Raw genomic sequence first — 15,889 nt, 5'->3', positions numbered from 1 at the left:
CGCTTTTGATCTCAGGAAAGCGTCACATTTTTATAATGTATATATTAATTTGCAATAAGAGCAAAAGATTTAAGGAAGGTTTCCTGATGTTGAAAGTTACCCACAAGGGCTTATACCATTTTCTGATGGCCCTCTTCCTGCTCTCTCTTTGCCTGGGAATCGCCGGCTTTGATCGCATCTCAGCGGCGCATGCGTTTGCCCGGCCGGAAGTTGCCAGCGGTATTCGTTGGCCGCAAAATCAGGCCTTACCCACCTTTGCCAGGGCTCAATATCTTGATGTTGCGCTACTGAGCAACGCTCCTCAGGACTTTATCCTTCTGTTACAGACCCTTCAAGGTATCGTGAACCGGCAGCGGCCGCAGATCTATGTCATTAACGGCGTGCCGAACGAAGGACAATATACCTGGCTCAACGATATCCATATCCCGTATCAAGTGTATAACGATCCCTGGCAGGTAGTAAACAAGTATATTCATCAAGCGCAGGGGATGGTCATTTTTGACCACAGCGTACTGGATACAATCAATGTAGCTACGACATTCGCCGGTATCCATAGTGGCATAGTTGTCAGCCCGGAGCTGGCCACCAGACTGAGTGCGGCACCATATAACCTCCCATTACTGGCGGATTTTCGTGGCAGATTTGCCAGTGGATTGGAGGCCAATACCTGGCAATATGAGCACCTCTGGCCTCAGACCAACCATCGGATGCTGGTTGGTCTGCAACCAGCGCAGAGCGTTATGGTTCCCCAGAACAACTGGCAGAGCTTCCGAACGATCTTGCAAGAAAGCCAGCCGATTATCGATGACTTAAATCGAGCCATCTATACGATGGACCTGTCCCGCGAACTGGGTAGTGATGCCGTCTATCTGCGCTTTGCGGACGCGTTTCCTCAAGATGGCTGGGGGCCTTCTGTCCGTCAGATCAGCGTCAGTGCTGATGGAAAGAACATCATTCAATTTGTGACATGTACACAGGATGAGGAGCAGTATCTCTTTGATCACGGCAGATCTGGGTGTGACATGAGCGGGATTGACCCACACCGCTTTTCTGACGGACCTCGGTACTTTGTCTATCGCTTTGTACCGCCAGTCGGTACCAGGCAGCTTGTTGTAAATGCTGAGATGTGGAACGAGTTTAATGTTTCTGTTTCCAATATCAAGCCATTGGTTTCTTCCGATCAATTGATACCAGGCTCGCTTTCCTTGCGTGAGTACGCGGTCGCTAACCAGGCGATGGTATTCTGGCTGGAAACCAACAATAATGCCGCCGATAGCGCCCTGTTTGAAAGGATTCTTTCTGATGTACAACCGGGCACTCCTTACCTGGGCTGGTTCGATAATGAGCCTGCCGGGGTACGCCTGATTTCCAGGCATGGAGTATATGTTGTTGCTTCGGATAGCTTTGACAACATGAGTGTGTTTTCCGGACTGCAGGCGCCTTCCTATCCTATCAAGCCAATTGCGACGCCGAAGTTGGGAAATAACATCTATGTCACCTTTACCATGAGTGATGGTGACAATGCCCAATACGATGAACACCATATGCGGTACGTCTGGGATCAAGATCCTGCCCGTGGTAGTGTGCCGCTCAACTGGTCGATCAGTCCCGCGCTGCTCGATATCGCACCGGTGATGTTGAATTATTATCAACGGACGGCTACTCGAAATGATCTGCTGGTCGCTGGCCCCTCGGGCCTGGGATACTTTAATCCGTCCGTCTGGCCACAGGATAACCTGAACAGATTCTTGAATGTCTCGGGTCGATACCTACGTAAAGCGGGCACAAACATCGTCTACGCCATAGATGTGGGTTCGCCATTGCCCGCCTATGTCGCGCAGGCCTATTATAATCAAATGAATTTGAATGGACTCTTGCTTAACTGGTGGTATCCACAGAGTAGCTCGACCATTAACAGCAGGCTTCCTATCTCAACCCAGCTGGACGCAACCAGCCGGGATGGGATCGTAGCCGCTATTCAGCAAAACGCAGCCCATTGGGATGGAAAGTCACCTCTGTTTATTGCCGTCTCCCTACTGGCCTGGAACCCAGCACCAGCGTCGGACGCGGCCTATATCGCTCAACGTCTTGGCAGCCGCTACAGCATCGTTCGTGGTGATCAATACTTTCAGCTCATGCGCAAGGCGAATGGGCTGCCCATGTACAGCTGACGGTTCGTGCCTACGGCGCTTGTGACCTTAATTATAGAGGAGCTGAAACACTGTTTCAGCTCCTCTATAATTAGTACAGTAGTATCTGTTATGATGTAGCTATGCTTGACAAGCAACGTCGCCTCGTTCTAGTGTTAGAAGCGAAGCTGTTGATATTTCTTCATTTGCATAAAGAGAGGAGTGCTATGCCAGACAATATACATACGAAATACCTGCTAGGTGAGGCAGATATTCCTAAAAGCTGGTACAACATCGTGGCTGATATGCCCAATCCACCGGCACCTCCATTGCATCCCGCAACGAAGCGGCCGGTGTCGCTAGATGATCTGGCCCCACTGTTTCCGCAGGCTCTTATTTTGCAGGAGGTGAGCGGCGAGCGCCAGATCGAGATCCCGGACCCGATTCGTCAGATCTATACGCAGTGGCGGCCCTCTCCTCTGTATCGCGCGCGTCGGCTCGAGAAGGCGTTGGATACGCCTGCCCGCATCTATTACAAGTATGAGGGAGTGAGTCCCGTTGGCAGCCACAAGCTCAACACAGCCGTGGCGCAGGCATTTTACAATAAAGAAGAAGGCGTCAAGAAGCTATCGACAGAGACTGGAGCCGGTCAATGGGGTTCAGCTCTGGCGCTGGCTGGTAGCTATTTTAACCTGGATGTCGAAGTCTTTATGGTCAAGATCAGCTATCAGCAGAAGCCATATCGCAAGAACTTGATGCAGACCTATGGAGCGACCGTGCATGCCAGTCCAACTGATCTGACTGACGCGGGCCGTAGCATCCTGGCGAGCGATCCTGATAGCGCTGGCAGCCTGGGCCTGGCCATCAGCGAAGCTGTTGAGGTCGCGGGCAAGAGCGGCGGCAGCATCAAGTATGCCCTGGGTAGCGTGCTCAACCATGTCCTCCTCCACCAGACCGTGATTGGACAGGAGGCTATGCTGCAGATGCAGCAGGCCGACGATTATCCTGATGTGGTCATTGGTTGCGTCGGTGGTGGCAGCAACATGGCCGGACTGGCGTTTCCCTTCATCGGCGCGACCTTGCGTGGTGGACCCAAAACGCGTTTCCTGGCCGTCGAACCCAGTTCGTGTCCAACCCTGACCAAAGGCCTCTATGCCTATGATTACGGTGATGTGGTGGGCGCGACCCCTTTGATGCGCATGCATACGCTGGGCCACGACTTCATGCCTCCTGCGATCCATGCCGGTGGCCTGCGCTACCACGGCATGTCACCGCTGATCTCACAGCTCTATAGCGAGGGCCACATCGAGGCACGTGCTTATCCACAAAATCCCGTCTTCGCCGCCGCGGTGACGTTCGCGCGTGCCGAAGGGATCGTGCCAGCGCCCGAGACTGGACACGCCGTGCGTGCCGCCATTGACGAGGCCCTGGCGGCCAAAGAGGCGGGTGAAGAGCGTGTTATCCTCTTCAATCTCAGCGGTCACGGCAACTTCGACATGGCAGCCTATGATGCCTACTTTGCCGGACGCCTGCTGGATCATGAGCATCCCGAACAGGAGATCGCGGCCGCTCAGTCGCGCCTGCCCCTGGTAAAATAACCTGAGCCGTCTGTACTGGTGTGATTTCACACCAGTACAGGCTAGACGCTGTTGAGCACCGCTGATCATAATGCGGAAGTACGGCGGCGCTGATAGTGCTGGCGTACGCGGACGCGATTTCCGCAGTTCTGTCCGTTGCACCAACGACGACTCTGATTGCGACTGCGGTCCACAAAGAGCCACCCACAGCCATCTCCCGGACACTTCTTCACGCGCCTCCATTCCTGGGAACGCAATAGTTCCAGTGCCGAGTGCGCTATCACCCATAGTGGTAAGCTAAGGTTCCGCGCATTGTGTCGCCAACTGAATGTAAAGCCTTCGGCCTCCAACACGAGTTGGGCATGCACTATCGCGTCCGCATAGGCCTGCTGAAAGATTGCCAGGCTCTCCTGTTGAGGAGAATGGTCCGCCACAACATCTGAAAAGATTTGATAAATCGCCTCGCGCAAGGTAAGTGCCGAGGATAATACAGCTGCGGCATCTGTGGGCCAGTGTTTCGCTGCTTGCAGCAGTTGCCCATATTCATCTTCATCCAGCATGCCGGTGTGCCGACTCCAGCTAAGAAGATCATTGTAGCTATGGATCCATTCGTGGGGATGATCCGAGGCATGCCAGCTCACGGTATTGGTGAAATTCAGGCAGAGTTGCTCGCCTCTCAACGCGATTGTCCCTATCTCTCTTCTCTTTTCATCCATATATTCAGCCTCTTCCTGAGAGAATTTATAATGATCAAAGATTATTTGACTCATTATACCATAATGTGATACCGTATTAATGACTAATTTGGCTTTAGATCATTAAACATGGTATATCGTGAGGTTATGGGCATAGCTAAACGGATTGGAGCATCCCAACTGAAGGGATGTAACCTTTCTTTAGATATGGAGAGGATATGAACCACGTACGCGAACGAGACATTGTGAAGAAACCACGTTTCTGGCGTGTGGGCCTGACGCTGACACTGCTTATTCTGGTGGGTATCAACCTGCGTACAGGTCTGCTGGGGGTTCCGCCTATTCTGCCCCTGCTCAGCCACGATCTGCATCTGTCCCATACTGAAACGGGCCTGCTCACATCTTTACCAACGCTGATAATGGGTATTGTATCGTTGCCAATAGGTATCATGATCGGGCGCCTGGGAGGCCGCTTCATGGTTGCCTCTGGCCTGCTGCTCGTCGCGATTGGAACCGCTCTACGGGCTTTGTGGCCGGCCGCCTTGCCCCTGTACATTTTTACCGCCTTATTGAGTTTGGGGAGCGCCTGTTCTCAGACCGCCATTCCCGCACTGATTCGCCAATGGTTCGCCACCCGCATTGGACTGGCGACCGCGTTGTATACGGATGGAGTCGTCGTAGGTGAGACGCTGGGCGCAGGTCTCACTATTCCAGTCATGCAGATCTGGCTGGGAAGTAACGCATGGGCCAGCAGCTTTGTTTTCTGGAGTATTCCTGTGGCGATTACATTTATGTTGTGGTTATGGCTGGCGCCTGCAAATGCTGTTGAGCGGACAGGGGAGATCTCCTCATCAGTGAAGAAACCATCGCCTGCCGTGCCTGTGCATAGACCTCCTCTTGTTAATGCCTGGAGCCTTGGTTTATTGCTTGGTGGGGCTCAACTGATCTACTTCGGCACCAATGCCTGGATCGCCCCATATAACCAGGCTGTTCATGCATCCTCACTCACATGGGTATCGCTGGGTGCATTGAATGCGGCGCAGCTTCCATCTGTGCTGGCGATTACGTTGTTTGCTGACAGGCTGGCTGGTCGCAGGATGCCTTTCCTTATCTGTGGAGCGCTCTGCCTGCTTGCACTGGCAGGATGGATCTGGACACCTATATCCCTGGAGCCGCTGTGGGCGGCGCTGCTGGGAGGTGCAACCATTATCATCTACACACTGACCATGGCCTTGCCCGCGCTGCTGGTGCAGCAAGAGAGGGTCGCGCTGTGGACGGGCCGAATGTTGACTGTAGGCTATCTCTTCTCGTTTCTGGGTCCTTTCATCGGAGGCTGGCTGTGGGACATTACCTATGTGCCCATAATCGCTTTTCTCCCGTTAGCGTTGGCCGCAGGGATTATCCTCACCTTTGGTTTGCTCCTGCCAATTCGCATGTCGGTCGACATATAATATCTCGATCTCTTCGCTAACTTAAGCCGTACTGGGAGCATAAATCGTATTCACCTATGCTCTCAGCACGACCTCATTCTTGTATAGAGGATTAAGGATATGTCAATGTGAGTGGAGGGACAGTTCTGTGCAGGATCTGCTGCCAGGAATTCCCCTTGTCGCTGCTCATATACAGGGTCTCAACCATCTGTTTGCCGGACGTTTGCTGGGTGTGAATCCAGACATGGCTGCCATTGGCAATAGCGAATGTTATTGGTCCCGTTATCTTTGGGGAAGGCTGCTTTTGCCACTGGTTGTTTATGAGTGTGTACGGGGTGATCGCCGTTCTATTTGCTAGCAAAATGTGTGAAGTATCCAGCATAAGCAGATTGCCCTCGTTTTCGATAGTATTTCCCAGTGGCAACCAGTGCTGGCCTCCATCGTTAGTGGCATACAAGTATAGCTTGAGTGGGCTTTGCGCGTTCTGCTGCGATGTAACGCTTAAGATCCCTGTTTGTGGACTGAAAAATTGTGGCGGTCGCACAAAAAGGCTGGCGCCAGCTGACTTATCTTCTTGCATTGGCACATGGATGCCGGAGATTGGGCCAGACGCCGGTTGAGGCAGCTGTTGTAATGTCCAGGTTTTCCCACCATCCTGTGTCTGGTAGAGGTATGCGTGTGGGATGCCGTTAAGAGCACTGAGAATGGCCCAGCCATGCTGCGCGGTCACGAATTGTATATCAAGAACATCGTCAAAGGGTAACGCTCCAGTGACCGTATCGCCTGGTTTGCGGTTGGGGTCCATCACGCTAACGCTGTGCCATGTGGTACCACCATCCGCGGTAGCATATATTGTGCGTGAACTTTCTACTTGCGAGATTGGATTAATGTTCCAGCCCCAGCCATGCTGGTGATCAATGAAGGTAACATCTTGTACCTCGGGAGGCAGGCGTAGATCGGTCCAATGCTTTCCGGCGTCTGTCGTGCGCATGGCCGACCCATACGCATGGGGATCAGAACTGGTATTCAGGATGATCCAGGCTGTCTGGTCATCTAAGGCAGAGGTAACCATCCGGCTGACCTGGCGCTGTATGGAATTAAAGGGCTGCCATGTTTTTCCCCCATCAGTTGTGTGGGCGAGCGTCATCGTCTCGTTTTGTGCTGTTACTACCACCCCCCATCCGCTGGTAGGGCTGGTCATCGTCATTGTGAGAATCTCAAGGATAGAAGAATCTTGTTGTGGTGTCTTGTGTGGTTGGACTGGTTGTCCTGCCTGGTGGGGCAATTGTAGCAGGGCATACCATAGACTACCGAGTATGGCTATACATAGCACGGCAATGAGTGCTGCCCGATACCAGGTACGCATCGTGTTTTTCCTTTGTCTGTTTGGATGAATATCTAAAGGTTGGCGAAATTGTCCAATCACCGGGTTATCGAACGATTCATCGGGTAGATCTGCCGTTGGTATGGGTTGAGATTTTTCTGTTGCCGTTGATGTAGTGTGTTGTGTTGTTTGCAGTTCAAGCAGGCGGGTGCGGATACTCAGCAGGGAGCGCTGATTGTCCTGTGAACGCATATAGTGTTTTTGTAGTTGTTGGGTTTGGGCTGGATACTCAACCTCATCCCGGATCAGATCTTCTGGGTTAGACATTAGCGGCCTCCTTTCTGTTCGTGTCTGAGATAGCTGTCGCGCAGGTGTTTTCTGATGCGCGACAACTGCTGGCGAATGGTATCTTCACCTTTGTTTAGCAGGGCGCCGATCTCAGCCGAGCTCAGATTGTGGGCGTAGCGGAGATATAAGAGCTGTTGTTGGAATGGGGATAATTGCTGAATGAGTTGATGTAATTGATGGTCAATCTCTTTCTGCATCAAGATCTGTTCTGGTTCGTCATCACCATAGAGTATGTCGCTGAATATATCGATATTGACGTTCTGGCGATGCTGCATCTTGCGGTAAGCATCTATCAGTTTATTGTGGGCGACCCGGGTCAGCCAGGCCAGTTGCTTCTCTGGTGGGAGTTGACGCAGCGTGTTTTGTTCTAGCGCGGCTGTAAAGACTTCTAACGTCAGATCCTCCGCATCTTCGCGTGAGCTTATATGTTTGAGAATATACGAGAAGATAAAGGAGCCATAGCGATCAAAGAGCGCCGACTCATCGGTCGGATAGGCGTCACTCTCCTGGGTGGGAGGATGGTGCTGCATACCTGGATGTTTCCTCTCTTGAGATTTTCATCCCTAATATCGTACAGCAATGAAAATTGTGACATACCGATTTCATGACTATGAAATCGGTATGTCTGTTGAGGCGGAGGGCGCTGACGCGCCCGAATCTATTTTTGTGTGAGGCGTGGAGCCTGCGCCGCGGCGCAGGCTCCACGCCTCACACAAAAAAGGGTATAAGCGGGGAAGTTGAGGCGAGGCGAACATTCTTATGATAGATAGCGCAGGAATGTTCGCATCGCTCGAAGGCAGGATCTATCTGCTGGTGGATTCGTGGGATGGGCAGATCTGCTCGGTGGCGAGGGCGACTTCTGGCAGCATGTCGTTTAGCGCTTCATCCGTGTGGATGGCATGAGCGAGTATGGTTGGTGATGGCAAGGCGATGCGATGTGACTTCAGGATGATGAAGGCGATCATGCTGGCGATGACGATGATGCTGCCCCCAAGTAAAAAGGTTCTGTGGGGGATGAGCCAGGCGCTGGCAAGCACGACGGTCAGGGAACCGGCGATCTCGCCAAGCGCGGTCACGGCCTCCTTGATGCCGATCAAGCTTGAGCGATGCTCAGGTGTGGTGCGATCCAGGTAGTAGGCGCTGAGCAGTGGTCTTACCATTCCTCCTCCTATGCCTGCGAAGAGCGAGATCAAAAACAGGGAGCTAAATTGGTGGACAAATAGCAGCGAAAAGATGAGGAAGGCGTGGCTCAAGAAGCCAAGCACAATCGTTGTGCGTTTGTTTGTTTTTTCTCCCCATAAGCTCAAGGCAATGAGGCCCAGCAACATGGATAATCCATGGGTGCTTGTAAGCAGACCGAACTGCATGGGTGTAAGGTGTAGCACTTTGTAAAGATAGAGAGCTCTCTGTGGGGCGACGAATGACTGTCCAAACGCTGACACAAAATCAAGCAGGAGCAGACCCAGTAAGAAGGAAAGTGGGACCATAAAAGGTATGAGCATGTTTCTTGAGGGTCGCCATACTGCAACTTTGCGCCTGGAGACCTGTTGTATGCATGGCTGATTGGTGAATACTTTGGGAAGTATAATACAGACCACGCAAAGCACGCTAAAGTTTAAGAGCGCGGCCATGCCAAAAGGAGCGATAGTTCCCCAGTGTGTCAGGAGAAATCCTCCCATGACAGGGCCAAGTGTCATGCCACCGGCGCTGCCTGTCATCATCAGGCTGATGCGATGCGTTCTCTGCTGACTGGGCACGACATCCGCGAACATTCCCATCATGGCTGGCATAATACCTACGCTGGCGACGGCCTGGAAAAGCCGCAGGCCGATGTATGCCCCAGCGGCATGAACACAGAGAAATCCTATATCCGCGACAACCAGCCCGACAAAGCCAAGCAGTAGGAATGGACGTTTGCCATAGCGATCCTCCAATTCACCAATAAAAGGACCCAGGATCAGCATAGCCAGATGAGGGACCATCATCATGAAGCTTAGATTTCTTAAACCGGAAGAGGATTCTTTAAACAGATGGGCAAAAACAGGAATGGTGACTCCCATACTGGTTGACATGAGCAGACTACAAAGCATGAATACCAGAACGACAACCCGGGTTGGATCTACAGTATTTCCTGTTCGTAATTTGAAAAGTGCATTAAAGCGTATATTCAGCCTATGAGAGGTTCTTGATAATATTTTCATTCTCCACTCCTCAATACACACATAAACAACACATAATCATATGATACTCCCTGCAGAAGTGGAGATATATACGAGAGCATAATATATGTAGTACTATCTGGCATAATAAAAAATATTTTATATAAAGGTAAAATTCATTATAAAAAGAGTAAAAGAAAAGGTGGGAAATTAACAGATTTTGTCATACATCGCTTCTTTTATTTTGTGAAATCATTTACATGAAAAAGCGATGAAGTGAGCTGTGTAGATCTATTGTAGCGGATAAAAAGATAATGATATGACTTTATGAGCAGCAATAAAGCGCTTGATAGCCGCAAATAGAGATTTTCAAGGCTTGACAAACGCTGATTTTGCACTTTATACTCTTAAACATAGTGATAAGGGGATGTGAAAATGATTTCACAGGAAAAGGAGAACGCTAATGACTTTCCAGGACCCTATCAATGAAGTGCCCACCGCCCCAGTTGAGGATACGACAGGTATTCAGCAAACGTCTGCTACTCATCACTCTTTACAGCAAGGAACGACACGCCGTCAATTTTTAGGAACCGCTGCTAAATCCGCGTTGGCACTGACAGGTGCTTCATCATTAGGAGCCCTGGCCAGCGCCTGTGGAACCTCTTCCAGCGGTGGCAAGAGCCAGGTAACCCTTGTCTGGTACCGCGAGGGAAATCCTAATGAGATTGCTCTCGCCAAGAAGATTACCGACAAATTCATGGCTCAGAATCCTGATATCAAGATCGTAATTCAGACGGGGAATGGTGCGAACCATTTACAGAAGCTGAATACTGAACTGGCGGGCAGCTCTCCTCCGGATCTATCAATGATGTGGGAGCTTGATTATGGTAGCTACGCGAGAAAAGGGGTTTTCGCCGATCTGCACCAGTTTATCAAGAACGACTCGGAGTTCCAGAACAAGGTCTTCTCTCAGGAGTATAAACCGGTACTTGATATGTTTACCTGGGATGGCAAGCTCTATGTGTTGCCCGAGCAGGTAACAGATACGGTTCTTTTCTATAATAAGGATCACGTAAAGGAAGCGGGTCTGCAGATGCCCACCTCCTGGGATGATAGCAGCTGGACCTGGGACAAGTTTCTTTCTTACGCTCAGAAATTGACCCAGACCTCGGGTGGTCGTGTGACGCGCTATGGATATGCCGAGATGTGGTGGTGGGGGCTCACCGCCTGTAACGTATTTGCGGCCGCCAATGGTGGAAACTGGTTTGAGAATCCCGTCAATCCACCCGCAAACTCCAGCAACCTGACAGATCCTAAAATCGCCTCGGCTATCCAATGGTACGCTGATCTCACCAACGTCCATCATGTAGCGGCTCCCTCGAAATCACTCACGGCACAGGCCGGGTATCAGTTATTTATGAGTGGAAAGGTTTCGATGGGAGTGGTTGGGCACTGGTTCTATGGAGCATTTGCGGGGGCGTCGGGACTCAATTTTGATATCGCTCCCATTCCTATAGGCCCGAACGGTGGCAGCTTTTCACGCACCAACACTGGAGGCACCGGCATCGCTATCTCTTCCAAAACGAAGTATCCAGAGCAGGCCTGGCGCTTCGCCAAGTACTGGGGAGGTGTTGAGGCCACCACCATGCGCAATATCTGGTTACCCCCTCTGCAGAACATCGGCTATTCAAATGCATACAAGCAGTCGAATGCGGCGATGCAGCATGCCAATCTCTTCCTTGATGTTCTGAAATCAGGGAACACCCATTCGTTGCCAATCAGTCCCGCTTGGGCCACGTTTAGCGTGCCCTGGAACACCGTGACAACAGACATCTGGGATGGGAAGAAGACGACCAGTCAATCTCTGGCGGCGTTGGATCAGACGATCAACCAGGACATCCAGAAATTTGGATAAAAAGATTTTTGCTGACCCATGAAGCCCGTAGCAGGCGTCACAACGCCTGCTACGGGTAACCTATTATTACAGGGAAGAAAGGTTGATTATGGCAATCATTGCTACCAAACCGGGCCGCAACCAGTTCTGGCAACGGAAACGCACGAAGCATGCATTGATAGCGTATCTCTTTATTACCCCGAGCTTTCTGGGTGTATTGATATTTATCGCTTTTCCGGTTTTGTTTGCGCTCTACATGAGCCTGCAACAGTGGGATGGACTGACGGCTCCGCAGTTTATCGGGCTGGACAACTATATAAGTTTATTTAAGGATCCGATTTTTTGGGTGACCTTTCGCAATACCATTGTCTACACGATTGTAACCGTGCCGATTGGTACTTTGATTAGCATGGGGGTTGCTCAACTCCTCAATCAACGCGTGCTGGGATTAGCCTTTTTCCGCACCATCATGTTTATTCCAGTTGTGACCTCTGGTCTGGCCATCGCGGTCATCTGGAAATGGATCTATGATTACGATAATGGATTAATCAATGATACGCTTACACTGCTCCACCTGCCGCAGGTTCCCTGGCTGAGCGATCCCACCTGGGCCTTGATCGCGCTCTGTATTATTGGCATCTGGCAAGGATTTGGCTTCACCACAATCTTGATTTTGGCCGCCATCCAGAACGTTCCTGATTCTTTGCAGGAGGCTTCCGCCATTGATGGTGCCAGCGCATGGCGGCGCTTCTGGCAGATTACCGTTCCTCTGATCATTCCAACATTGCTGTTTGTGACCATCATCTCGTTCGTCGGCTCGTTCCAGGTCTTTACTCAGATCTACTATCTGACGAATGGAGGTCCCGACTACGGAACCTCGGTGCTCACCTTTCTGGTCTTTCAACGCGCATTCGTGCAGAACCGCTTTGGTGAAGCTGCCGCGCTCTCATATGTTATGTTCGCGATTATCTTTGCGGTAACTATGCTGCAGATGCGCCTCAGCCGTAACAGCGTCAATGCGGCCGCCGAGTTTGAAGTCTAGTGTGTTAAATACGCAGGAGAGAGTAATATGCGTGTAGGAATAGAGTCAAAAAAGTCGCTGGCACATCCACGTACACATACGCGCGGGAGTGTCCTGGTGAAGCGCCTGAGCTTGAAGGTCATCATTTATCTGCTACTGATCATTATCAGCCTGATTGTAGCGATCCCTTTTTTCTGGATGGTATCGACCTCGCTGAAGACGGTCGTTGAGTCTTCGACCTTTCCTCCTTCGCTCTTGCCATCTGTTCCCCAGTGGCACGACTATGCAGACGTGTTTCAGGCGGTGCCCTTTCTGAACTATCTCTCGAACACCATTTTTTATGCCCTGGCCGTCATGGTGGGACAATTTGTCTGCTGTTCGCTGGCCGCGTTTGCTTTTGCGCGCATGGATTTCCCTGGACGCAATGTTCTGTTTGTGCTCTACCTGACGACGTTATTGATACCGGCAACCGTCACGCTGGTCCCGAGCTTTATTATGATGAAAACGTTTGGCTGGCTGGACACCATCTGGGCCATGACGATCCCTGGCATGCTGGGAAGCGCCTTTGGCACATTTATGCTGCGCCAGTATATGCTCTCGATTCCCCGTGAACTGGATGATGCCGCTATGCTCGACGGAGCCAGTCCATTTTATATCTACTGGAAGATCGTGCTGCCGCTGTGCAAGCCGGCTCTGACGGTTCTTTCTGTTATTACTATTATGACAGTATGGAATGATTTTATGTGGCCGCTAGTAATGTTGCAGAGCGATTCAGTGCTGACCCTGACGTTGGGGTTGGCGAGTTTCACCAGTGGTGGCAGCGAAACTTTTGTCAGTGTTCCCTTGAGTATGGCCGCATCAACCATGACTGTTCTGCCTTTGATCCTGATCTTTTTCATTGCCCAGCGTTACTTTATTCGTGGCATCGCTCTCAGTGGTCTGGGAGGACGCTGATCGTCATTATTGGCAAAAACCGCTGAAGGTATTATCATTACATGGGTTCTCTTTGCTCGTGTTTATATCATCTGCCACCGTTTCATTGTGAAGAAGGGGGTAGAAGGAAAAGTGGAAAATGGCAACTATTCAGGATGTCGCTAAACATGCTGGCGTCTCGATCGCGACTGTTTCGCGGGTTCTCAACGGAACCACATATGTAAATGAAGAGGTCACTTCGCGTGTACGAGCGGCCATCAAAGAACTGAACTATCAGCCCAGCCGAGCCGCTCAGGCTCTAAGGGCTCATCGCTCGAAGATAATTGGCTTGCTCATCAGCGATATTCAAAATCCTTTTTTTACTGGACTCATTCGTGGCGTTGAGGATGTTGCCAATCGCAATGGCTATAGCCTGATATTATGTAATTCGGACGAAAATCCTCGTAAAGAGCAGCAGTACATTGAGGTGCTTTGCTCTGAGCGAGTAGCAGGCGCGATCGTGGTTTCGACCAGCGAGAATCCGAAGAAATTACACCTGTTTCGGGATCATGACATTCCCTTTGTCTCCGTCGACCGGCGTATCAAGGATCGCACCACGGATGCGATCCTCATCGATAATGTGAGTGGTGCATATGAAGCGGTCACGCATTTAATTACCAATGGATACCATCGTATCGGGGTGATTACCGGACCTGTTAGCACGACCACGGGTCGTGAACGCCTGGAGGGATATCGCAAAGCGTTGCGAGAGGCGGGACTAGCTCTTGAGCCCGCCCTTGAATGCGTCGACGATTTTAAGAGCATGGGTGGTTACCAGGGGGCACTTAAGCTTCTAGACCTTACGCCTCCGATTGACGCGTTATTTGTGACCAATAACTTGATGACGCTGGGAGCGCTTGAAGCTATCCATGAACGCCATTTACGCATTCCTGATGATATTGCCATTGTGGGCTTTGATGAGATGCCCTGGGCGGCGCTCAGCGCTATTTCGCTGACCACAGTAACCCAGCCTGTCTACGAGTTAGGAAGTAGCGCGGCCCTGCGTCTCTTCCAGCGATTGCAAAATCCAACGTCTTTGAGTAAGCAAGAGATTGTGTTATCGCCCACGCTACAGGTGCGCGATTCCACGCGTCCACGTCCATCTCTAAAAGGAGCATAGCCAGCGATTAACGCGTTCCTACTAACAATATCTCTGTTTCTCGCATTTATACGCAGATGAACAGCCAGGCGCGCTCAGCGTGGCTGGCTGTTCATTTATACATTGTAATGAAAGGATATTGTAGTCAGGGTTGCTAGGCCGGAGCAGGGCCCTCGCCGCTAAAGACCTCCAGGGTGTCGGCATCGGGGAAGGTGGGATAGGGAGCGTGGGGTTCGGTTTGATACCAGTAGACGGTTGAGGCGATATCGTCCTGTAGTGGCAGGTAACGACGGCCGCTGCGCCATCCCAGCGCCTGGATAGTGACGCGCAGGTCCTCATCGAAGCGAATGGGGTCCATAATGTGCCAGCGATACATACCAAAGCGCTGCTGGCTGCGATAGGTGCCATCGGGTTGAATGATCTGGGGCAGTCCCAGGAAAGGTGTTGAGAAGGCACAATACTGGCCGCGTGGCTGCTCAAAATCCCAGGCGCCGCCGAAATAATCTTCTGTTCCGGTGCCACAGATAGTCGGAAATTCATTGTCGCCATCCAGGTAGAACTTGATCTCGCCCTCGCCCCACCAGCCGGGACTGTTCACCTGCCAGGCCAGGTATGTGCCGACGTAGTGACCTTTGCCCTGTACGTTGTCCAGCAAGGTATGCACCTCTTTATAGCCCAATGGATTGCTGCGGCGCCATTGGGCGTGAAAGTACGCGGCATCCTCGGGCACTTCGGTCAGGGTATAGGTAAACTGGTAGTAGAGGACTACCTCTTGCGAGCTAATGTTCTCGATGGTGAAGCGGGCGTGCTGGCGGAATGGCATCTCCCAGTACGAGTTGAAGCCGCCAGCAGGATTGACGGCGATGGGCAGCGAGTTGACGTTGGCGCGCTCACCCCAACCCTGCGCGAAGAAGTCGCCGTAGGGCGTTTCGATAGATGGCTGTTCCTCATGGTCCCAGAAGGCACGCAGGACGAGCGTGCGCCAGTTCGTTGGGAATGTTGTCAGCCAGATATGCTGGATCGCTCCGGACCCCTCGATGTCGGCCAGCGTGACGGTACTATGTGGCGCGATCACAATCGAAGGAGAGACCTTCCATCCCTGTCCCAGGTCACGGGCGCACGAAGCCCCTGTTCCCTCGGTAGCCATACCTCCTTTTCCTTTTTCACCGGTAAAGTTTTCCGCGCTGATGGAGCGCGTTCTGGCATTAGACAAACGCGAGAGGTTACCCAATCCCATGCCA

The 15,889-nt window shown here is 51.6% G+C and carries 12 protein-coding genes; 7 read left to right on the top strand and 5 right to left on the bottom strand.

Annotation, left to right across the window (positions count from 1 at the left end):
- Positions 1-86 precede the first annotated feature (86 nt).
- On the top strand, positions 87-2,171 hold the full coding sequence (locus AABA21_RS01155) for a GxGYxYP domain-containing protein (RefSeq protein ID WP_338246970.1): 2,085 nt from the start codon (positions 87-89) through the stop codon (positions 2,169-2,171).
- A 185-nt stretch (positions 2,172-2,356) separates the two neighbouring features.
- Positions 2,357-3,727 (top strand): TrpB-like pyridoxal phosphate-dependent enzyme, encoded by a 1,371-nt coding sequence (locus AABA21_RS01150; protein WP_338246968.1) that lies wholly within the window; start codon positions 2,357-2,359, stop codon positions 3,725-3,727.
- A 65-nt stretch (positions 3,728-3,792) separates the two neighbouring features.
- Here the strand turns inward: AABA21_RS01150 and AABA21_RS01145 are convergent, their stop codons facing one another.
- Complete coding sequence (locus AABA21_RS01145; RefSeq protein WP_338246965.1) at positions 3,793-4,422, bottom strand: CGNR zinc finger domain-containing protein; 630 nt, start codon at positions 4,420-4,422, stop codon at positions 3,793-3,795.
- Between the two features lie 197 nt (positions 4,423-4,619).
- On the opposite strand from AABA21_RS01145, the gene AABA21_RS01140 reads away from it, so the two are divergent.
- Positions 4,620-5,852 carry an MFS transporter gene (locus AABA21_RS01140; RefSeq protein ID WP_338246963.1) on the top strand — a complete coding sequence of 411 codons (1,233 nt, stop codon included), beginning with the start codon at positions 4,620-4,622 and terminating at the stop codon, positions 5,850-5,852.
- A 91-nt stretch (positions 5,853-5,943) separates the two neighbouring features.
- Here the strand turns inward: AABA21_RS01140 and AABA21_RS01135 are convergent, their stop codons facing one another.
- The 3 genes from AABA21_RS01135 to AABA21_RS01125 form a co-directional block, all read right to left on the bottom strand.
- Positions 5,944-7,482 (bottom strand): WD40/YVTN/BNR-like repeat-containing protein, encoded by a 1,539-nt coding sequence (locus AABA21_RS01135; RefSeq protein WP_338246962.1) that lies wholly within the window; start codon positions 7,480-7,482, stop codon positions 5,944-5,946.
- Positions 7,482-8,033: an RNA polymerase sigma factor gene (locus AABA21_RS01130; protein ID WP_338246960.1), complete on the bottom strand. Its 552-nt coding sequence runs from the start codon at positions 8,031-8,033 to the stop codon at positions 7,482-7,484. The genes AABA21_RS01135 and AABA21_RS01130 overlap by 1 nt, the downstream gene beginning before the upstream one ends.
- Before the next feature lie 273 nt (positions 8,034-8,306).
- Positions 8,307-9,593, bottom strand: a complete 1,287-nt coding sequence (locus AABA21_RS01125) for an MFS transporter (RefSeq protein WP_338250984.1) — start codon at positions 9,591-9,593, stop codon at positions 8,307-8,309.
- 532 nt (positions 9,594-10,125) lie between these two features.
- Between AABA21_RS01125 and AABA21_RS01120 the strand changes: the two genes are divergently transcribed.
- The 4 genes from AABA21_RS01120 (at position 10,126) to AABA21_RS01105 (ending at position 14,669) form a co-directional block, all read left to right on the top strand.
- On the top strand, positions 10,126-11,577 hold the full coding sequence (locus tag AABA21_RS01120) for an ABC transporter substrate-binding protein (RefSeq protein WP_338246958.1): 1,452 nt from the start codon (positions 10,126-10,128) through the stop codon (positions 11,575-11,577).
- Positions 11,578-11,665: 88 nt separating this feature from the next.
- Entirely contained in the window at positions 11,666-12,598 is a 933-nt protein-coding gene (locus AABA21_RS01115) for a carbohydrate ABC transporter permease (RefSeq protein ID WP_338246956.1), read from the top strand.
- 27 nt (positions 12,599-12,625) lie between these two features.
- On the top strand, positions 12,626-13,531 hold the full coding sequence (locus AABA21_RS01110; protein ID WP_338246953.1) for a carbohydrate ABC transporter permease: 906 nt from the start codon (positions 12,626-12,628) through the stop codon (positions 13,529-13,531).
- 118 nt (positions 13,532-13,649) lie between these two features.
- On the top strand, positions 13,650-14,669 hold the full coding sequence (locus AABA21_RS01105; RefSeq protein WP_338246951.1) for a LacI family DNA-binding transcriptional regulator: 1,020 nt from the start codon (positions 13,650-13,652) through the stop codon (positions 14,667-14,669).
- Between the two features lie 133 nt (positions 14,670-14,802).
- Here the strand turns inward: AABA21_RS01105 and AABA21_RS01100 are convergent, their stop codons facing one another.
- On the bottom strand, positions 14,803-15,885 hold the full coding sequence (locus AABA21_RS01100) for a glycoside hydrolase family 172 protein (protein WP_420917121.1): 1,083 nt from the start codon (positions 15,883-15,885) through the stop codon (positions 14,803-14,805).
- Positions 15,886-15,889 lie beyond the last annotated feature (4 nt).

Source organism: Dictyobacter halimunensis, from assembly GCF_036245075.1.
The sequence above is the reverse complement of the archived record's forward strand: the minus strand, read 5'-3'. Positions and strand labels throughout refer to the sequence as shown.